Origin of the sequence: Streptomyces sporangiiformans (assembly GCF_005768555.2) — a bacterium.
GTDB classification, from domain to species: domain Bacteria; phylum Actinomycetota; class Actinomycetes; order Streptomycetales; family Streptomycetaceae; genus Streptomyces; species Streptomyces sporangiiformans.
Map to the genome: position 1 here is coordinate 43,233 of NZ_VCHX02000166.1, position 19,478 is coordinate 62,710.

Annotated in this window: 12 protein-coding genes and 3 pseudogenes; 3 read left to right on the top strand and 12 right to left on the bottom strand. The window is 68.5% G+C overall.

All coding sequences use genetic code 11. The annotated features are described in order from the left end of the window. Positions 1–123: 123 nt before the first annotated feature. The 6 genes and pseudogenes from FGD71_RS28215 to FGD71_RS28240 form a co-directional block, all read right to left on the bottom strand. Positions 124–696, bottom strand: a complete 573-nt coding sequence (locus tag FGD71_RS28215; RefSeq protein ID WP_119103356.1) for a helix-turn-helix domain-containing protein — start codon at positions 694–696, stop codon at positions 124–126. Continuing rightward, positions 693–2,183: a helix-turn-helix domain-containing protein gene (locus FGD71_RS28220; RefSeq protein WP_240436813.1), complete on the bottom strand. Its 1,491-nt coding sequence runs from the start codon at positions 2,181–2,183 to the stop codon at positions 693–695. The genes FGD71_RS28215 and FGD71_RS28220 overlap by 4 nt, the downstream gene beginning before the upstream one ends. A gap of 814 nt (positions 2,184–2,997) precedes the next feature. Further along, positions 2,998–4,028, bottom strand: a pseudogene (locus FGD71_RS28225) (IS630 family transposase). A 55-nt stretch (positions 4,029–4,083) separates the two neighbouring features. Further along, positions 4,084–4,959 (bottom strand): annotated as a pseudogene (locus FGD71_RS28230) (type I-C CRISPR-associated protein Cas8c/Csd1); the annotation flags it as partial. A 77-nt stretch (positions 4,960–5,036) separates the two neighbouring features. Continuing rightward, positions 5,037–5,810, bottom strand: coding sequence for a type I-C CRISPR-associated protein Cas5c (cas5c, locus tag FGD71_RS28235; RefSeq protein ID WP_181359292.1), 774 nt, complete (start codon positions 5,808–5,810; stop codon positions 5,037–5,039). Then, entirely contained in the window at positions 5,807–6,868 is a 1,062-nt protein-coding gene (locus tag FGD71_RS28240; RefSeq protein WP_205571152.1) for an IS110 family RNA-guided transposase, read from the bottom strand. The genes cas5c and FGD71_RS28240 overlap by 4 nt, the downstream gene beginning before the upstream one ends. Positions 6,869–7,452: 584 nt before the next feature. On the opposite strand from FGD71_RS28240, the gene FGD71_RS28245 reads away from it, so the two are divergent. The 3 genes from FGD71_RS28245 (at position 7,453) to FGD71_RS28255 (ending at position 9,349) form a co-directional block, all read left to right on the top strand. After that, a complete protein-coding gene (locus FGD71_RS28245; protein ID WP_119103358.1) occupies positions 7,453–8,316 on the top strand; it encodes a GNAT family N-acetyltransferase in 864 nt (287 codons plus the stop codon). 108 nt (positions 8,317–8,424) lie between these two features. After that, positions 8,425–8,880: a hypothetical protein gene (locus FGD71_RS28250; RefSeq protein ID WP_240436814.1), complete on the top strand. Its 456-nt coding sequence runs from the start codon at positions 8,425–8,427 to the stop codon at positions 8,878–8,880. 61 nt (positions 8,881–8,941) lie between these two features. Next, positions 8,942–9,349, top strand: coding sequence for a transposase family protein (locus FGD71_RS28255; RefSeq protein ID WP_119103359.1), 408 nt, complete (start codon positions 8,942–8,944; stop codon positions 9,347–9,349). Positions 9,350–9,455: 106 nt separating this feature from the next. On the opposite strand, the pseudogene FGD71_RS50245 reads toward FGD71_RS28255, so the two are convergent. From FGD71_RS50245 to FGD71_RS28295, 6 genes and pseudogenes are all read right to left on the bottom strand, one after another. Further along, positions 9,456–10,523 (bottom strand): annotated as a pseudogene (locus FGD71_RS50245) (IS30 family transposase); the annotation flags it as partial. Between the two features lie 68 nt (positions 10,524–10,591). Then, a complete protein-coding gene (locus FGD71_RS28275) occupies positions 10,592–12,544 on the bottom strand; it encodes an RICIN domain-containing protein (RefSeq protein ID WP_420878354.1) in 1,953 nt (650 codons plus the stop codon). A gap of 707 nt (positions 12,545–13,251) precedes the next feature. Beyond that, positions 13,252–16,356, bottom strand: a complete 3,105-nt coding sequence (locus FGD71_RS28280; protein WP_119103363.1) for an RICIN domain-containing protein — start codon at positions 16,354–16,356, stop codon at positions 13,252–13,254. A 208-nt stretch (positions 16,357–16,564) separates the two neighbouring features. Continuing rightward, complete coding sequence (locus tag FGD71_RS28285; protein WP_119103392.1) at positions 16,565–17,563, bottom strand: aldo/keto reductase; 999 nt, start codon at positions 17,561–17,563, stop codon at positions 16,565–16,567. A 53-nt stretch (positions 17,564–17,616) separates the two neighbouring features. Next, entirely contained in the window at positions 17,617–18,378 is a 762-nt protein-coding gene (locus FGD71_RS28290) for an SDR family oxidoreductase (protein WP_119103364.1), read from the bottom strand. Beyond that, positions 18,375–19,445, bottom strand: a complete 1,071-nt coding sequence (locus tag FGD71_RS28295) for a zinc-dependent alcohol dehydrogenase (RefSeq protein ID WP_119103365.1) — start codon at positions 19,443–19,445, stop codon at positions 18,375–18,377. Before FGD71_RS28295 ends, FGD71_RS28290 begins: the two co-directional genes overlap by 4 nt. Positions 19,446–19,478: the final 33 nt, after the last annotated feature.

Below are 19,478 nucleotides of genomic sequence, written 5' to 3' on the forward strand. Positions count from 1 at the left end.
CGCAGGCTTCGGGCGTGGCGGCGTGCGGGGGAGCCCTTGCTGGGCACCTGCGGCCGGGATGGTGGATGGGCGGGTCGTTGGGCCGAGCGGCACGTCGGGGGATACATGCGAGGACGGAGGCGCTCATGGCCGCCTCCTCATGTCGCGGGCCGAGCCGTGACTGTGCTGGGGCCGCATGCGGGTGCCCGCTTGGTGCAGGAGCCGGTAGACGGTGGCGACGGAGTAGTTGCAGTCCTGGGCGAGTTCCGGGACTGTGGCGCCGGCCTCGTACCGTGCTCGCAAGGACAGCGCGAGCTTCTGCCGCTCGGCGGCCCGCGCTGCGGCGCGCATCCGCAGCGTCTGCTGCGTGGTGCGCACAGCGCCGCCGGCCTCGATCAGCAGGCGCCGGGCAACACGCCTCGTCCCAGCCCCCGCCGCGGCGAGCTCGGTGAGCGTCGCGCCGTGCTCCTCGTACAGGGTGCGCAGGTGGGCCGCGAGACGCTGGCGCGCCTGCGGATCCTGGCGCATCCGACGGGTCTGCCACGACGTGCGCATCTCGGTCCCGGCCTCGTGCAGCCGGTTGAGGACCGTGCCGTACGACAGCCCACTGGCGGCGACGAGTTCGTCGACCGTGGCACCGGACTCGTACTGCTTGCGCAAGGCCTCGGGCGTCACCGCCCCGCTCGCATCGGACGGGACTGGGGGCTCTGGGTTCATGCGGCGGACTCCCATTCGCTGAGGGCTTCGGCATGGGCGGCGGCCAGCTCGTCGTAACTGCGCTGGTCCGATGGGGTGATGAGGATCAGCCGGCCGTCGGTGGCCACGCGCCATTCGGCGTCAGGGCGGCCCGTGACCGGGTCGATCACGCGCCCGCCCGGGGCGTGCCACGCAGAGGAAATCTCGTCGGGACGAGGTGCCGGGACCAGGACCCGGCGCCCGTCGCGGACGATCACCATGGCCTTGCTGCGGTGCTCCGACAGCCGCTCCAGTGCCTCCCGGTACGCCGCACGCTCGGCCGCGTGCAGCGCCTTGCGCCGGGTCGCGACGCCTGCGGTGCCGTACTGCTGGGCGACCGCGTCCCAGCCCTGTGCTGGGGGCGCGGTCGGGCTGGGAAGAGCATCCGGCAGGCTGGTACCGAAGCCCTCCAGCGCGCGAGGCACGAGGCTCCAGGTCTCTCCGCTGTGGTGCACGAGGCCGTGGTCGGCCAGGCGACGCAAGGTCCGGTAGGCGGTGGCTCGGGACACCGATGCCGAGCCGACGAGCTCGTTGATGGTCTGGGCGGGCCGGGCGTGCAGCGCGCCGATGATCACGAGGGCGGAGCTGCCGAGGCCGTGGTGGGCGAAGGCGTCGTGGCCCATCAGATGGCCGATGACGGTGGAATCGATGTCGGCCGCCGCCCGTGTCTCAGGGGTGGGCCACTCCTCAAGTGCCGGTTCGGGGGGGTACTGAGTGGTCCGGAAACGAGACAGCGAAGCGTGGGCGTTGCCGTCGGCGAGGTACCAGGTGGAGCCCTCCCGGCCATGGCCGACCCGCAGGCGGCGCAGCCAACCTTGTGGCTTGAGGACCGTCTCGTAGACGGTTCGGAGTGTCGTCCGGGAGACGCCTGCTTCCTCGGCGGCCTGCCGCTCACTGGCGTGGTGCAGGGGCCCGCCCGCGATCTCCGCGAAGGTCAGATGCGCCCGCAGCACCCGCAGCGCGGTCCGCCCCCGCTCCCCGCGCCAGGGCGTCGTCTCGATCCGGTCCCGCAGCGCGGCAAGAACCTCGTACGCATGCTGGCGAGACTCCAGCACCCGCGTGCTGCTCACCACCGCCGAGGCGCTGGCCCACACCCGGCGGATGTAGTCCAGAGCACGTGCCTGCCCGGAGCGCAGCGCGATGTGCCGGGCGTGCCGACCGCCCTCGTGGTCAGGGTGCAGCAGCAGCCGGGTCACCTCGTCGACGGTTCCGCCGGCGCGGGCGACGTGGCAGGCGATGGCCGCGATGATCCGGTGCCCGTGCTCGGCCGCGCCCTGACGCTCTGCGCGCGGGACTACGGTCCGGGCGTCGGAGCCGAGCCTGCTGTAGCTGCCGGTCGCGTAGCGGCCGGTGAGGTCTCCGAGCAGGATGAGGTCAGCCGCGGCCGGAGGCAGCCGGTGAAGTCCCAGCCGCTCGCTCGGGTGAAATGTCCGTCGGGATGGGTCTGCCTGGTGGGTGTTCTGTGGCACTGTGGGGTCGTCTCGCAAGGACGTGGACGCCACCCAGGCCCGCTAAAACCACGGGTGGCATCCGGAACCGACCTCCAATCGGTGCCAGGCGAAGCCTCCAGGATGGCCGTCCTGGAGGCCTTCGTATGCCTGGCTCCTCAGCGGAGGCAGGCGTCCCCATCGCGGCTCGACCGAGAACGATTCCGAGCGCCGCCAGAAGAGTCCCGACCGTCCGACACCGCCCGGACCTCGGCCGACTCGGAGACGAACAGAGGGCGATTGCCTCTGGCTGACTCCGAGCAGCTCGGTTCGAATCGGGGTCGAATCAGAGCGGTTTCCTCTGACTGCCTCCGGTCGCCTCTGCAACCCGACCTAGCAGGTCACAGCCGATCCGGCACACAAAGCCGCAGGTCAGAAAGGTGCTCCAGGAACCCGGCGTATAGCCCTGCTCGTCTGCCGCTCTACGTTTCCGCAGGTCAGAGGTCATGTTTAGTAGTTGAACAAACCCTTGGGGTCGAATCCGGGTCGAAATAGCCCTCGCGTATTGTCCGGCGCGTCCAACCCGTCGAGGGGCAGATAGGTTATTTCGGACGTCCTGGTTTTGCGCGTGCGCGGTGTGGGCTTTACGGGCGATATCTTGACGCTGAAATGACGCTCGTGACGTTCGTTGGTCTTGCTTACTGACGGTAAGTCAGGTCGGTGGGAGGGTCGGGCCTCTGCTGAGACTCGATCGGACCGGGACTTGCCGAGGGCGTTGGAGAGCCTGTCAGCTGCGTTGGTACAGCTGTGATGCCGGAGTGTCTAGTGCTCTGACGGCATAGGTTCGCCGGGTCGTTCAGGCTGCGGCGGCGAGGGAGCGTCCGCCCCAGCGGATGCCCTTCTCGCTGCGGATGCGGGCGCGTTCTTTGCGTTCGGCGGCCAGGACGTCGCGGTGGCGGGCGTTGGCGTTGCGCCAGCGCAGGTAGGCGTGCAGGGCCCGGGTCTGCACGGTGTGGTTGGGGTGGTTCGAGTTGGCGATGGTGAACTGCCTCAGCGGTCCGAAGTGCGCCTCGATCGGGTTCGCCCAGGAGGCGTAGGTCGGGATGAAGCACAACTCGACCTTGTGCTTCTTGGCCCAGCGGCGGATGTCGGCGCCCTTGTGGGCGGACAGGTTGTCCAGGATCACGTAGATCGGTGCGCCGTCGGGCCGGGCGGCGCGGATCGACTTCAGCGCGGCCAGCGTGTTCGCGGCGCCCTTGCGGCGGCGGTTGACGCCCCACAGACGGTCGTCGCCGACCGAGTAGCAGCCGTGGAAGTAGCGCACCCCGTGGGTGCGGTGGTAGGTGGCCGGTACCCGGTCGGGGTGCTTGCGTTCGGCCCAGCCCGAGCCGGCGGTGAGCCTAATCCCGAGCGGGCCGAACTCGTCGAAGGCGAAGACCCGGTCGGGGAAGCGGTGAAGGATTTCCTCGATCCGGTCCAGCTTCGCCTCGCGGGCCGGGTCGGGGGATTCCTTCCATGTTTTGGTGCGCTGGAAGGTGACGCCGCGGCGGGCAAGCAGGCCGCGTAACGTCTCGCGGCCGATGTGGATCACACGGCCGTGGACTTTGCGCAGGTAGGCGACGAGTTTGCGCAGGGACCAGCGGGTGAAGGGCTGGCCCAGCTTGGTGGGGCGGGTGGCGGCCGTCTGGATGACGAAGTCCTCGTCGTCACGACTGAGCAGGCGGGGACGGCCTCCCGCCCACCGAGGGTCCAGACAGGCCAGGCCGATCTCGTTGAACCGGTGAATCACATCGCGCACGGTGTCCTCGTCGGCCTGCACCAGCTGAGCGAACTGGTGCTGCCCCGGCGCAAGACCTGCTGCAGCTTCTGCCCCTCCTGGTCGGTCAGTGGTGATCCAGTCGGCGACGATGACCCTGTTGGTGTTCACCCGCAGGGTTAGGGCGTGGAAGGCGTCCTCGTCGAGGACTGCCAGCGCGTCTCGTTCCCGTTGGGGGTAGCGCACTCCGGCGACGAGCTGGGCCACCTCCTCGGGCTGGGGGTCGCGCAGGGTCCACATGGCTGTGTCGGTGCCGGGGGCCCACCAGACGATGGCGGAGTCGTCGGCAAAGGCGCGGTGTTCGGGGTCGCTGAGCAGCGTGTTCAGGGCGGTGGCGGACTTGGTGCCGCAGTCGACGCAGATGGGAGTGGCACCGAGCTGCTTGGTGCCGGCCCGGAAGTGGGCGGGCTGGTTGAGGCAGACCAGCTGGGTGTTCATCCCGGAGTTGGGGATGCCCTTGATGGGAACCGGGAGCGTGGACAGCAACGGCATGACGTGTCCGCACACGAGGCAGAGCCCCTGGTTCGCCTTGCCCACCTTCCCGCTCTTCGCTCTCTTGACCTTGTGGGCCCACCAGCTCTTGGCTTCCGCCAGGTCGTGGACCCACTCGCCGTCCACGCTGATGGCAACAAGGTGGTCCTTGTCCATGTCCAGCGGCCACGCGGTCGGCGCGTGGCTGTTCAGCCATGCGGCCACTGTCTGCGCCTGGGGAAGGTGGGGGTGGTCATTGCACCAGGAAGTGACCAGTGCACGGTAGGCGGCGTGCCGGGTCCTCGCCTTGGTGATGTCGGCAGAGTTGGTCGAGGGGACCTTCTCCCCGTCCGGCCCCTTCACCAGGCCGTGATGGGCGAGCGCGAACTGTGCGGTGTCGGCGAACAGGATCGGTGCCGGCTTGGACCCCGAGCGTCCCGTGTACGGGGCGGTGATCTTCCGCTGCTCCTGGCGGAGGTCGATGACCAGCGGTTCGGCGTCTCCCGCGCCGGAGAGATCGATCTGCCACATGACCCGGCGCGCGAGATAGAACTCGGGTGTCGACCTGGCGGCCGTCGGATTGTTGAACGAGGCTCTGCAGTAGCACGTCAGGCCACCTCCTCTGCGGAGGCGCGTCCCTCGGCCCCGGGCATGCCACTGACTTCGGTGGGGGCGAGTGGACGGTCGGGCACGTGGAGAACGCCGTGCTCGAGGCTGGCCCGGAACCAGTGGTAGCGCTCCTTGCCCTTCGGGAGGTACTCGATGTGGTGGAGCATCAGCCCGAGCTCGTCGATGGGCGGAATGCCCGCCTGGTCGGCGGCCGTGACCACGCCGGCCTCCTCCGCCGATCCACGAGGCCCGAAGAAGGCTGCGAACTCGCGGCAGCCGAAATGGGGCTGCTCATAGCAGGCACCACGTGCGAGTCGGCGGTCGAACTGGTCGCGGTACTTCGGCAGGGGCGCGGTGCACCGGGCGGTGGCATGGATGGTCGCATGGACGCGGTAGGCGACGTCGCTCAGGGCGACGGTGACCCGCTGGCCGCGGTCTTCGGCGACGTCGTAGCGGTAGCCGTTGTTCGCCCGCAGGCTCTCGTAGGCGTTCTTGGTGATGATCGAGTTGTTGACCTCGTTGCGCCGGAAGCGGGTCCACCTCACCGGCTTGAGCTGCTCGATCCGTTCGACCCGGTAGGTCATCTCCGGCTTCCAGAAGATGGCCTCCAGCAGCCCTCTCGCTGCCGAGGGAGTCATGATCGGATAGGAAACACGTTCGACTTTGAGTTCCGGGCGGGTGAAGCAGGCCAGCGGTCCCCACGTCTCCACCTGGACGTGAAGTGGACGATCAGCCCTCTCCTCGCGCTCCTTTCGGGGATGTGACGCAATCATGCACTTGTTCCCTTCCGTGCCTGCAGGCACAGCCCGTTGTCAGTGCCTGCGGCTAGCTTCCTTACGTCGCGCGATCCCGAGGTCTGCACTGCGCGATTAGACAGATATGCGGCGATCTCGTCGGATCTCAGTTCCCTGCGCCGATCAGTGTCGCGAGTGGGGTGGAATCGCTGCTGGACGATGGACGTCGTGTAGAGCACGCTGTTGAGCCGTCGGTTGCCGCCTCGGTGCAGTCGGTAGCGTTCCTTGTCGGAGGAGTAGACCGGGATCGGTGCGGTTCCGGTGTAGCGGGCGAGCTTTGCCGAGCTGTTGAAGCGGGTGATGTCGCCGATCTCGGCGAGGAGGACCGCCGCGGAGACGTGGCTGATCCCTGTGATCTCCAGGAGCGCGGGTGCCAGCGGGGTGACCAGTTCCCGGATCGTGGTTTCGAGTCCGCGGACGCGTTTGTTCAGCCCGTCTATCTCCGTGATCATCTCGGTCAGGGCCCGGCGGACGTGCCCGCTCATGTTCGTGGTGCCCACCAGCGCCGTCAGCGAGGTTATGCCGGGCCGGCGGGTGAGGTCGCCCGGGGTGTGGTCGAGCCAGAGGTGTGTGTATGCCTTGATCTGGTTGATCACTATGGTGCGGCGTCGGACGAGATCGGCCCGTGAGTCGACCAGAACGCGGAGCTCGCGCACGCGGTCATCGATCCGGTGACGGTCCAGGCTGGGTGTGGCGATCGCGGCGTGGGCGACCGCGACGGCGTCGACGGGGTCGGACTTCGAGCCGGTGGCGGCGTGCAGTTTGCGGTGTGCCGCCATCAAACGGGTAGGAACCCAGACAACCTCGTGGCCGGCCAGCAGCAGGCCGTCGGCCAGGCGCCGGGCGAAGCCGCGACCGTCCTCGATGGCCCAGGTGACAGTTGTGCCGTCGGTGATCGTGCGGATCCACTTGAGCAGGACGCCGATCAGGTTCGCGTCGTTCTTGACGGTCAACGGCCTGGTCAGTCGCTTGCCGTCAGCATCGACGGCCACTGCGACGTGGACGTGCTTGTGCGGGTCGATCCCCACTGTCACCATCGAGTTGTCCTCTTGTCTGCTGCCGCGGATGACGGGACAGATGCGAGGGCCTCGGCCAGGGGACAGACCTATTGCGAGTTGACGGCTCAGCAGGCTTCCATCAAGTCACTCCCGGCCAGGGCTCTCGCCCTGTGGACCACCGTGGACATCTCAACGGAAAGCCTTTCGGCACGTGTTCTCCGAGTCACCCGGCGGTCCCGCCGAACCTCTCCCGTCGAAGAGGCCCGGCCCGCCAAGGCTGCACCAATGAGCGGCGTGCATCGTGAAGGTGCTGGTCACGGGTCTGGCGTGAGCTGTCTTCGGCGTACTCGTGCTGGTCGTGGGCGGCAGTCTGAGGTGTAGATCGTCTGGCAGGTGCGGGTTTTGCGATTTCTCGCCCGCCGTCTCGGGTTGCACTCGTACGCTCCGGGGCATGGTGGGCCCCGAGGTGCATGAGCGGATCACCGCGCGCCGCGCGGCACGGGGGGCACCGAAGCTGCTGGGCTATTGCGGGAGCAGAAGCTCTTGGTCGGGCCGCTGCGGGAGCAGCGGCCGGCCCGGTTAATCGGTTGCGGACCTTCGGGATGGAGTGTCTGATCCCGGCTATGACGATTGTGCTGGGTACGCCGACCGTCGACGGGGTACGCGAGGCCATGGCCGCGCTGCGGGAGTGGCAGTACGACGAAGCGCCGATGCAGTTGCATTCCGGGGACATCGGCTGGAACTACCGGTTCGGAACGGCCGAGACGGCCGCGGTCCGGACCTGGAGTCGGGACGGGCGGATTCTCGCGGTCGGAATGCTCGACTCGCCGACGCTGGTGCGCATGACGGTCGCTCCGGACGCTTTCCAGGATGAGGACTTGGCGCGGCGGCTTGTCGAGGACTTCTCGCTGCCTGAGCGCGGCGTGCTGCCGGAAGGAGCGGTGTCCATCGAGGCGCCACTGGGCCTGCTGCTCCACGACCTGCTGAGCAAGGAGGGCTGGGGCGTCGGCGAGCCGTGGACGCCGCTCTTCCGCGACCTCACCGAGCAAGTGGAGGACCCCGGCGTGCGGATCAAGTCGATCGGTCCGGAGCAGGCGCAGGACTTCGCCGACGTCCTGCGGTCGGCGTTCAACACCTCGCGGCCTACGCGCGAGTACTGGCACGCGATGTCGGCGGGACCGTTCTACGCCGACGCCCGCTGCCTGGGCGCCTATGACGACCAGGGCAGCGTGGCGGCGGTGGTGACGGTGTGGTCGGCCGGCCCGGGGAAGCCGGGGCTGGTCGAGCCGATGGGCGTCCACGAGGACCACCGTGGTCGCGGCTACGGCCGGGCGATCACCGTGGCCGGGGCGGCCGCGCTGCGGGAGATGGGCTCGTCGAGCGTAAGTGTATGCACGCCGAGTTCCAACGTCGGCGGCGTCGCCACGTACAAGGCGGCCGGGTTCGAGGTGCGGCCGGAGGTGCGGGACCGGATCCGGACGGCCTGACGCCGGGGCTGCTCGGTAAGGCGGCAGTCTGGGGCGTAGATCGTCTGGCAAGTGCGGGTTTCCGGTTTCTCATCCGCCGTCGCGGGTTGCGCTCGTACGCTCCGGCGCATGGTGGATCCCGAGGTGCATGAGCGGATCACCGCGCGCCGCGCGGAGCTGGATGAACTCGAAGAGCAGTTGGTCAAGCAGCTGTCCGAGGTGCGGGCCGAGCGGGACGAACTGGCCGTGGCGGTGCGGGTGTGGCAGCGGATGAGCGAACAGCTCGCTGACGAGCGGGCAACGGCCGGGTCGCCGGTGGTGCAGGTGGCGGGTCGGGCGGTGCGGCTGGTCCCGGACCGGGCGTCAGGGGTGGCCGAGTCCGCGCTGCCGGCGGACTACCTGCGCATCCTGGCCGCCGTGCGGCAGGCCGGCGGGCCGGTCGCCACCCGGGCCGTCGGTGAGGCGTTGGGTCTGGACACTGGGGTGCGGGGCAAGCTGGAGCCGCTGCGCGGGAAGTTGACCAAGCTGGCCGATCGCGGCTGGCTGCACAAGCGGGGTGACGGCAAGTTCACCGTGCGCCCGTAGTCGCCGGACTCGAAGAGCGGGTGGGCGTAACCGGCGGGCCCCCGGCGGGAGTTGAGTTGGTGTGAAGAAAAACAACGAAACCGTCGAGGGCCCTGACGGCCTTGTCTACACCGCCCGCCTGCCGCTGTCGAGCGCCACCTTGAACTATCTCGCCGATCTGATCCGCGGCCACTGCAAGAAGAACCGCTCGCCGTGGCGGGCGCTGCCCGCCGGGAAGATCGCCGGGATCGTGCTGGCGGTGCTGCGCTGTGACCAGCGGCCCGGCGACCTGGCCGGCGGCAACCGGCCCCTGACCCCCGGCCAGAAACTGTCGAACACCGTGCTGGCCGCAGTCCGCGCCCCGGTCGAGCACGGCTTCGCCCACCTGAAGAACTGGCGCGTCCTCACCAAGCTCCGCACCGACCCGAAGTCGGCGACCGTCCTGGTCAGGGCCCTGCTGGTGCTGACCAACCGCGAAATCGCCCGCTGACCGATGATCTTCGCGAGAGGCATCCGCCCACGACCAACCCGAGAATCCCGAAGACGACTCACGCCAGACCCGTGACCTGCGACTTCACGATGCACACTGCTCAATAGGTGTTCTCGTTCGAGCCTCGCTGCCAGGGGCTGGCTGGCTCACAGAAGTAGACCGCGATGCTGGTGGCGCGGGTGAACTCGTCGTGCCGGCCCATCTCGCTGCCCTGATCCCAGGTCAGAGAGCGGGCGAGGTCGGCGGGCAGGCCGGTGAAGGTGAGCACGAGAGCGTCACGGACGTGTTCAGCGGTGCGGCCGTTGGGCAGGTGCAGGAGCTTGACGTAACGGGTGGTGCGGTCGACCAGAGTGCCGATGGCCGACCGTTGCCCTGGCCGACGATGAGGTCGCCTTCCTCATGTCCCGCGACCTGGCGGTCGGCGGCTTCGGCCGGGCGCTGGCTGACCAGAGCGCCGGATAGACGAACCGGGTGGCGCGCTGGTCGACGCGGCGCCTGCGGCGGCGGGCATGGCGCCCGGTGCGCAGCACGTCGGGCTTGCGCTCCAGGCCGCCGCGGTGTGGCAGGTAGATCGCCTGGTAGATGGTCTCGTGGGCCAGGTGGCGGTCCGGCTCGTCCGGGAAGGCGGAGCGCAGGACCTGGCTGATCTGCTCTGGGCTCCAGCGCCGGTCGAGGTGCTGCTGGATGAACTCCTTCAGCTCCGGGCGCGGCGTATCTTGACTTCCTTGGAGCGGGCGCGGCGCACGGCAGTTCGCCGCTGGGCCTGGAACGGGTGGTACTTGCCGGTGCGCGGGTCGCGGTTGCGGCGCACCTCGCGGCTGATCGTGGCAGGGTCCCGGCCGAGCTCGCGGGCGATGGCACGCAGGGACTTCTTGGCCCGCAGCAGGTCGGCGATGACGATCCGCTCGTCCTCCGACAGGAACCGCGGCGAGCTCGCGCCGGTGTCCCGCTCCTTGGTGATGGGCGGGTAGACGTGCTCACGGCCGGACCGGTCGACGACCTTCCGTCCGTACCGCCAGCGGTTCCCCGTCTTGCGGTTGGTGCCCACCTCACGGCACGCGGCCGAGTTGCTCAATCCCTGCGCCATGAGTGGAAGGTATTGGTCGCGTTTCTCCGCGACCGCGCCCCGACCCCTGCTAAGGGAACCCGGGGCGCGTCGGTAGCTCCACGTCATTCGACACGGTCCTGCAAAAGCCGACCGACGACGGGCGTCGGCGAAGGCGCCGCCCGTCGTCGGAATCGTCAGAGGGCGATGATCTGCCACTGCTTCTCAGGCGCGCGGTTGTACGTGAACTGGTTGATGTTGGCCCCGTCGGCGGTCGAGCCTCCGTCGACGTTGAGCGACAGTCCGCTGAACCGGTTGGTGAGGTAGTAGTAGCCGTCGCCGGTCGGCGTGACCGCCCAGTGCTGCTGGGGAACGTTGTGGTCCGCATAGATGGCGACGTTCCCGCCGTCCACCCGGGAGAGTCCGGCCACCTCCATCAGCTTGCCGCTGTTCACGTTCTTGATCTCGTAGTAGCCGTCTCCGGTGGAGACAAAGGTCCACTTCTGGGCGGTGTTGTTCAGCCACGGCCATTGCTGGATGTTGGTGCCGTTGGCGGTGCCGAAGTTGTACACGTCGGCGACTTTGCCGCTCTTGCGGTTGACGATGCGGTAGACCGTGCCGTCGCCCGGCAGGACTTTCGACACCAGTACCGGCTTGGCCGTCCGACCGCCGATCCTGACGCCGCCCATGTTGGCGTAGTCGCCGGTGGCCGCGTTGGCCTGGATCCGTACGAAGCCCACGTTCCGGGCGGGCCATTCGGCCACCTTGGTGGCGCGGTTGCCCGCCCAGGTGCCGGTGGCGACCTGGGTGAAGGTCGTGCCGTCGGTGCTGGTGGAGATGGTGTACGAGGTGATGTCGCCGTCGGTGGAGTTGGTGCGGTTCCACTGCTTGGGCAGGTACTCCAGGGTGGAGACGTTGTTCCACACCCCGCCCAGATCGATCGTGACCGAGTGAGGCAGGGCCGAGGGCAGTCCCCACGTCGACCAGCAGGTCTCGTAGCCCCTGTCGCTCAGCCCGTCGATGGCGTGGAGCGGTCCCTCGCCGGTGCGGAATCCGGTGGCGTAGGCACTGACGGGCGTCACGGGGTACTCGACGCGCAGCATCTGCGTCGGCAGTGGCGGCCTGGACGTGTTGGGGCTCCAGGCCGCCCCGACTTCGGCGAGTCGGTTGACGATGTTGGTGTCCAGCTTGCCGTTGCGGTTGGGCGGGCAGTTGAGGATGAACGAGGTGTACTTCGGTTCCAGGTCGGCCAGGTGGGACAGGATCGCGTCCTTGCTCATCAGGCCCTCGGTCGGCGTGGCCGGATGCCAGAACCAGCCGTTGCTGATCGTCTGTCCCTGCGTGGCGGCGTAGGTGTTCCCGGCCGGCGCCGAGACGCCCAGCGGCTCCTCGAAGTAGATCGCGTCGCCGAGCCACGGCACCGACAGCGCACCGTGGTCGATCATGACGATGTCCGGCTGGAGCGACTTCACGTGCTCGCGGATCCGCTGGTAGGAGACGGCCTGCTGGCCCATCTGCCAGGCGTATCCGTCAGTGATGAACATGTCGATGGTGCCGTAGTTGGTGAGCAGCTCGGTGATCTGGCCGAGCATGAAGGTCATGTCGCCGGGCTGGATGGCATCGGTGATCTCGAGGCCGGACACCTTGTGCCGGCTCTCCCATGCCTCGACACCGAAGGTGCGGTCCCATATCGAGTAGTAGAACCCGACCTTCAGCCCCTTCGCCCGGAAGGCGTCACAGTACGCCTTCACCACGTCCTGCTTGTAGGAGCTGTTCGCGACGTTCTGGGTGCCGTAGGCGCTGGGCCACAGGGCGAAGCCGTCATGGTGCTTGGTCGTCAGGATGCCGTAGCTCATCTTCGCCGCCGCGGCGGCGGCGGCCCACTGGGCACAGTCCACGGCCGTGGGGGCGAACAGAGCGGGGTCCTGGTTAGGGGCTGCCCACTCCTCGTTGGTGAACGTGCCCAGGCTGAAGTGGTTGAACATGCCGAACCGCATGTTCACCAGGTTCTCCAGGTTGGTCTGGGGGTCCGCGGCCGCCGCCTCCGCCAGCAGGGGCGACAACGCGGGGACCAAAGGGAGCGCGGTCGCGGCCACAGCGGCGCCCGCGGCGCCCAACAGCGTGCGGCGGGACAGTCTTTTTGACGACAAGGGCTTACTCCTACGTCCGGGGGAATTCGGCGCCTGCATCCACGGGAAACCGCTTCGTCCGTTCGCGGGAGGAAGCCGCACACCCCGACGATTTGGGCACGAGGGCGTGCCTTGACGGGGAGAACACACGAATGGCGCGGTACTTCTGGGTGTCGGGTACCGGATGTTACGCATGAAGTTCGGCCATGTGACCCGTCCGCGTCAACAGGCGTGAAGGGATGAACCGCCACCCACGGGAAGTCGTTTTGCCTGTTAGGGCAGTGATATTGCGATTCGCTCGTCGCTAGACATCGCATGTTTAGCGCCTTCACCTACCCGGGCCGCCCGGAACACAGGCGACGAGCAGTCGAACCCGTTCATGATGTTATGGGCTGCTTCTTTGTTTCGATTCGCCAGGTGAGTGTGGGCCGTGATCGTTGCCCCGCTTTAGCTCCCACGCACTACTGCTGCCGGAGGCATTGACGCATCCTGCTTCCCACACTTAGTACTCCAGTTGCAGTTCGCTATCGTCGCTGGTCAGGAGCCTGTTTCTGAGTGTACCGAGCTGACTGGCCGTCATGTGGCGGGAGCTCGCTGGTGACCCGGGGACGGTCGTGATCGACTGGGGCCGACAGACCGTGAACCCGAGGAGGTGCCGTGACGAGGCGTCCACCAACGGCCCCGGACCCGCGGCGCACCGCACGCCGCGGGTCGCGGTGGCTGAAGGGTCAGTCCACGATCACCGCCCGCCACAGCTGGCCGTCGGCGTTCGTGTCCGTCGTCTGCACGAGCTGCGTGCCCGCCGTCGAGTTGGGCACCGAGAGCAGCTTGCCGCTGTTCACGTTCTTGATCTTGTAGTAGCCGTTTCCGTCGGCGACCAGCGTCCAGTGCTGGCTCGCACCGTTGTCGTCGGCCTGCTGGACGATGGTCGCGCCGTCCGCGCCCGACCCATTGGTGACGTCCAGCAGCAGACCGCTTTTCTGGTTGACGATCTCGTAGCTGCCGTCACCCACCGCGACCCACCGCCAGAGCTGGTTCTGCGCTCCGGTGTCGTTCCACTGGATGACGTTCGCCCCGGCGGAGGTCGATCCGCCCGAGACGTCGATCGCCTTGCCGCCGTTCTTGTTGAGGACCTTGTAGAAGGCGCTCTTCGCGGGGAAGGCGATGGAGGCGAACGCGTCCAGCGCGCACACGGTGTTGGAGGCCGACGCGTTCTTCGTGCCGGTGCACACGACCTTGATGGTGTGGGGTCCCGCGGCGAGGTCCGTCTTCTCGAACAGCACCACCTGCTTCGTCACGGTCGGGGCGTACGCGTCGATGCCCGCCTGTGCCAGGGTGCCGTCGATGTAGACGTCGACCTTGCCCATGTTCGGCTGCTTCATGCTGAGATACCGGATGGCCGACCCGGTGAACGAGTACTGGACGGAGTCGCCCGCCCTGTTCGTGAACCTCTCGGACCCCTTGAAGTCCCGCGAGTCGTTCCAGTTCGACCAGCCGGTGGAGTAGGTGACGGAGGAGTCCTTGTCGTCGACGTAGGCCCAGAGCTGCCGTACGAGCGACTTCGACGCGGACGAGGCGTTCCCCTGGGCGTCCACGACGTAGAGGCGGTAGTCGCCGACCGTCGGCGGGACACTGATGGCCGTCGCGGTGCCGGCGGCCTTCGTCATGGTGGGGCCGACGGCGAACGTCGTCGTACCGGAGGGAGCGAGCCACAGAGTCCTGGTCCCGTCACCGATGCTGCGGACGGGGACGGACGACACGCCCTTGCCGGTGAACGTGCTCGCGGGCAGCGCGTAGTCCTGCAGGGCCACTCTGCTGCTGGGGACGAGGTCCTTGTAGGCGTCCTCCAGGCCCGCGTTCACGGCGATGCCGTACGCCTGCGACGGCCACACGTTGTCCGCGTACGCGCGCACGTCCTGGATGGTGCTGTTCGGGACGTTCTTGTCCCAGATCTTGTTGACGGTGCCGTAGGTGTTGGTGATGCTCAGGTCGTGCTGCCGGCCCCATGTGCCGGAGTGAATGGTGGACCTGAGGTTCTTGTCCACGTCGAACACGTTGTCGTGGTAGTTGATGAAGGCGGAGCCCTCGTCGGGGTGGAGTCCGTACTTGTGGCCGGCCGGAACGCCCTGGATGTAGTTGTCGCTTATTTCGGTTCCCGGCTGCGCTCCCAGGGTGTAGATGGCGCCGGAGTCGCCGAGCGTCTGCATCGGGTCGACGATCTGGTTGTGGCGGATGGTGTTGTTCTTCGCCGTGGTGGTCGGCACTCCCGGGCGGATCGAGTTCGTCGAACCGTCGAAGTTCCACCATCCCCAGCCGAGGGTGATGCCCGCCCACGGGGACTTCTCGATCCGGTTGTGCTCCACGGACAGGGAGTCCACGAAGTACGCCGACACGGGGCTGGATCCCTCGAACAACACCGCGCTGTCGTAGAGGTAGTTGTTCGTGATCGAGATGTTCTTGCAGACCCCCTCGACGTTCACCGGGTACTTCTCTTTGTTGGTCGAGGTGTAGTCCCCGATGTACACGTGCTGGGGGTGGCCCACGGTGATCGCGGAGCCGGCTATGTCATTCGTGACGTTGCCGATCAGCTGCGAGTCGGTCACGTCGTTGACCATGTTGATTCCGTCGGCGCCTGTGTGCTGCACCGTGTTGCGCCGCAGGGTGATGCCGTCGGCGTTCTCGATCTGGATGATGCCCGGCGGCAAGTCGACGTTGCGGTAGGTGTAGGCATGGAAGTTCTGCCTCGCGTACACGTTCGAGCTGGTGTTGCCCTGCGTTCCCTGCCGGAAGACGGAGCCCGCGACATTGACCAGGTTCCAGTCGGAGTGCTCGACCGTGAGCCCGGAGAACGTGATGTTTCGCGCGTGGTCGGTCCTGGACGTGCCGGCGATCTTGAGGAGGGTGGACACGTTGTTCGGCGCGAAGACCTTCGCCGTGGTCATGTTTTCGGAGCTGGACTTGTAGTAGTACAGCGTGCGGGTGGTCTTGTTGAAGTAGAACTCGCCCGGCTGGTCAAGGAACTCGTACGCGTTCATGAACGTATGACTGCCGCTGGCTTTGAACGGGCCGTACGGCGGTGCCTGGGCGATGGCCGCACCCGGCTGCTGGAACAGGGCCACGCGGTTGGCGCCGTCCGAGCTCGTGGTGATCTGACGGACGCCCACGATGGCCGTGGTCCAGGTCGTGGCCGACTTGATCTCGACGTCGCCCTGGTTGGCGGCGACGGCGGGCAGGTCGGAGAGGCTGTACTTGGCCCCGTCGCACTGCGAACCCGACTCCCAGGCCCAGGGGGCCTGGCCGGCCGTGACGGTGTAGGTCCCGTGGCATCCGGCCGAGTCGATCGTCTTCGAGGCCATCTGGGCACGCTTGCCGTTGACGTAGAGCGCGCGGAGCTTGTCGTCGCGGTCCAGCGAGGCCTTCCAGATGTTCCCGCTGTGCTGTGTCCAGCCGGTCACCGGGACGCCACCGTTCAGCACCGGCTTCTCGTTCTGGTAGGCGGCGTAGACCACACGGTGGCCGTTCGTCCCGGAGTCGGCCGACGTGAAGTCGATGGTGCTGCTCACGGGGTAGTTGCCGCCGCGCAGATAGACGTTGATGTCGCCGGTCATGTCGTCGTTGACGGTGCGTACGACGTCCCGCGCGTGCCGCAGGGTCTTGAACGGCGCGGAGATCGTCCCGGCGTTGGCGTCGTTGCCGTCGGGGGCGACGTAGTACGTCGCCTGGGTCGCGGCCGAGGCCGGGGTCGACAGCGTGAGGGAGGTCAGCGGCGTCGCGGAGAGGGCCATCGCCAGCAGGGCCGACAGCCTGCGGACGGTGGAGGGGAAGGGCTTCATCGGCTGCCCCTCCCGCTGGATCGGTCGGTCGGGAAAGCGTTCATGCGGCGGCTCCGGCGGTGTTGTCGGTGCGGTTTCGCGGACGGGGAGACATTTCAGTGGCAGCAGGGGTACGTGCTTCCCTCGCGACGGACGCGGCGTGGCCCGGATAATCGGTCGGGTCGGTCGAGGGCGACTGGACGTGGGGCGCGCTTGCCCCTCAGCGGCATCAGGGGACACCACCGGCGGTGGTGGGGACGTCCTGCCTGATCAGCCCCCGGTCGCGGAGGTCGTCCCAGAGCGCCCGGGGTACGGCGCTCCGCTGGAGTGCCACGTTCTGGATCACCTGTGCGCGGTCACGCATGCCCAGCGTGACGTTGACGGTGCTGGGATGGGTGGTCGGGAAGGCGATGGCGGCGGCGGGAAGGCTGGTGCCGTGCTCCTCGCAGACCTCCGCGATCGCCCGTGCGCGGGCGACCAGTTCCGGTGGGGCGTCCCGGTAGTCGTACTTCATGCCTTCGGCGGGCCACGGACGTGAGAGCAGCCCGGAGTTGAAGACACCGACCGCGACGACGCTCTTGCCCGCTTCCCGCGCTGCGGGTAGCACGTCGTCCAGCGCCGACTGGTCGAGGAGGGTGTAGCGCCCGGCGAGCATGACCACGTCGGCGGCCGTCTCCCGCAGGAAACGGGCGAGCATGGCCGACTGGTTCATGCCGGCGCCGATGGCCCCCACGACCCCTTGGTCGCGCAGCTCCGCCAGAGCGGGCATGGCCTCGTCGGCGGCCTGCCGCCAGTGGTCGTCGGGGTCGTGCACGTAGACGACGTCGAGCCGGTCGAGGCCGGTGCGGCGCAGGGAGTCCTCGATGGAGCGGAGCACGCCGTCCCGGCTGAAGTCCCACTGCCGGCGCAGGTCGTCCCGGACGACGAAGCCCTCACTGTCGACGCCCTGGGGACGCTCGTTGGGGACGAGGAGCCGGCCCACCTTGGAGGAGACGACGTACTCGTCCCGAGGACGCTGCCGCAGGGCCGCCCCGAGGCGCTGTTCGGAGAGCCCGAGGCCGTAGTGCGGCGCGGTGTCGAAGTACCGGATGCCCGCGTCCCAGGCCGCGTCCACGGCGGCCGACGCGTCGGCCGCCGAGGTGGTGCGGTACAGGTTGCCGATCACCGCCGCGCCGAACCCGAGGGCGGTGAGTTCGACGGACGTGCGGGCGACCATCCGGCGTCGCATGACGTCCTCTTCGTGGACGTGGACGTGGACCGGTACGGAGTCGGGGCCGCCGCTCATCGGCCGAGCCATCCGCCGTCGACGGGCAGGGTGGTGCCGTGGATGTAGGCGGCGGCGTCGGAGGCGAGGAAGACGGTGGCCCCGGCCAGGTCGTCGGCGCTGCCCCAGCGTCCGGCGGGGATGCGCTCCAGGATCGCCTTGCTGCGGACGGGGTCGTCCTGGAGGGCCTGGGTGTTGTCGGTGGCGATGTAGCCGGGCGCGATGGCGTTGACGTTGACGCCGTGCGGTGCCCACTCGTTGGCGAGGGCTTTGGTGAGTCCGGTGATGCCGTGTTTGGCGGCGGTGTAGCCGGGGACGGTGATGCCGCCCTGGTAGCTGAGCAGGGAGGCGGTGAAGATGACCTTGCCGTGGCCGCGGGCGACCATGGTGGCGCCAACGGCGCGGGTGAGGGCGAACTGGGCGTTGAGGTTGACCTGGAGCACCAACTCCCAGTCGGCGTCGCCGTGCTGGGCGGCCGGGGCGCGGCGGATGGTGCCCGCGTTGTTGACGAGGATGTCCACGGGGCGTTCGCGTCCGGCGAGGTCGGCGCCGAGGGCGCGGACGGCGTCGGGGTCGGCGAAGTCGGCGCGGATGGCTTCGAAGGTGCGACCCACGGCGGTGACGTCCTTCTCCACGTCGCTGCCGGACTCCTCCAGGGAGGCGCTCACTCCGATGACGTCGGCTCCGGCGGCGGCGAGGGCGCGGGCCATGGCCCGGCCGATACCGCGGCGGGCACCGGTGACGACGGCGAGTTTCCCGGTGAGGTCGAAGGGGGTCATGTGGTGGCTCCGTGGGCGTGGTCGCTGTCGTCGTGGTGGGTGGTGGTGTCGGTGCAGTCGAGGAGGATCTTCATCACGTCGCCGCCGCCCTCCAGCGCCTCGAACGCGGCGGGGGCCTGGGTGAGGGGGACGACCTTGCTGATCAGCCGGTCGGCGGGGATGGTGCCGTCGGCGACCAGGGCGACGGCCTTCTCGAAGTCGGAGCGGTCGTACAGGCGGGCGCCGACGAGGGTGAGTTCCCGCCAGAAGAAGCGGTGCAGGTTCACCTCACGGGGCCGGGGGTGGATGGCGACCAGGCACAGCCGCCCCCGCACCCCGAGGACTTCCACGGCGGTGTCCACACCGCCGGCCGCACCGGACACCTCGAACGCGACGTCGGCGCCCGCGTCGCCGGTCCACGCGCCGACCAGGGCGCCGATGTCGTCGGCGGCCGGATCCCACGTGGCCAGCCCCAACTCCTCGGCCAGCAAACGCCGGTGAGCGCTCAGCTCCACCACCCGCACCTCGGCCCCGGCAGCCTGCGCGACCAGTGCGATCAGCACTCCGACCGGCCCACCGCCGACGACCACGACCTTCTCGCCCTCGGTAACCTGCGCCCGGCCGACGTCGTGGACGGCCACCGCGGTGGGCTCCACGAGCGCCGCCCGGTCCAGTGCGAGCGATTCCGGCAGGCGGATCAGGGTGGAGGCGGGTACGGTCCAGCGCTGCTGCATGGCGCCGGGGGAGTCGATGCCGATGAAGTCGAGGTGCCGGCAGACGTGTTGGTGCCCGGCCCGGCAGGCGGGGCAGGTGCCGTCCCAGCGCAGCGGCATCACGGTCACCGCGTCCCCGACCTGCCAGCCTTCCACTTCGGGGCCGACCCCGACGATCCGGCCGGACATCTCGTGCCCGAGCACGGCGGGTGTGGCCACCCGGGCGTCCATGTCGCCGTGGAAGATGTGCAGGTCGGTGCCGCAGATACCGACGTAGGCGGGGGCGAGTACCACCTCGCCGGGGCCCGGCTCCACGCTCCGTGCGGGAGCGGTGTCCAGGGTGCGGGCGGCCGTGTAGTGGACGGCGAGTGTCATCGTCTTCTCCAAGGTCCTCTCGGCACGAGCGCC

Coding starts and splice junctions, on each gene's coding strand:
- FGD71_RS28215 (WP_119103356.1), bottom strand. CDS start 696: ATGAACCCAGAGCCCCCAGTCCCGTCCGATGCGAGCGGGGCGGTGACG.
- cas5c (WP_181359292.1), bottom strand. CDS start 5,810: ATGATTGCGTCACATCCCCGAAAGGAGCGCGAGGAGAGGGCTGATCGT.
- FGD71_RS28240 (WP_205571152.1), bottom strand. CDS start 6,868: ATGGTGACAGTGGGGATCGACCCGCACAAGCACGTCCACGTCGCAGTG.
- FGD71_RS28245 (WP_119103358.1), top strand. CDS start 7,453: ATGACGATTGTGCTGGGTACGCCGACCGTCGACGGGGTACGCGAGGCC.
- FGD71_RS28250 (WP_240436814.1), top strand. CDS start 8,425: ATGGTGGATCCCGAGGTGCATGAGCGGATCACCGCGCGCCGCGCGGAG.
- FGD71_RS28280 (WP_119103363.1), bottom strand. CDS start 16,356: ATGAAGCCCTTCCCCTCCACCGTCCGCAGGCTGTCGGCCCTGCTGGCG.
- FGD71_RS28285 (WP_119103392.1), bottom strand. CDS start 17,563: ATGCGACGCCGGATGGTCGCCCGCACGTCCGTCGAACTCACCGCCCTC.
- FGD71_RS28290 (WP_119103364.1), bottom strand. CDS start 18,378: ATGACCCCCTTCGACCTCACCGGGAAACTCGCCGTCGTCACCGGTGCC.
- FGD71_RS28295 (WP_119103365.1), bottom strand. CDS start 19,445: ATGACACTCGCCGTCCACTACACGGCCGCCCGCACCCTGGACACCGCT.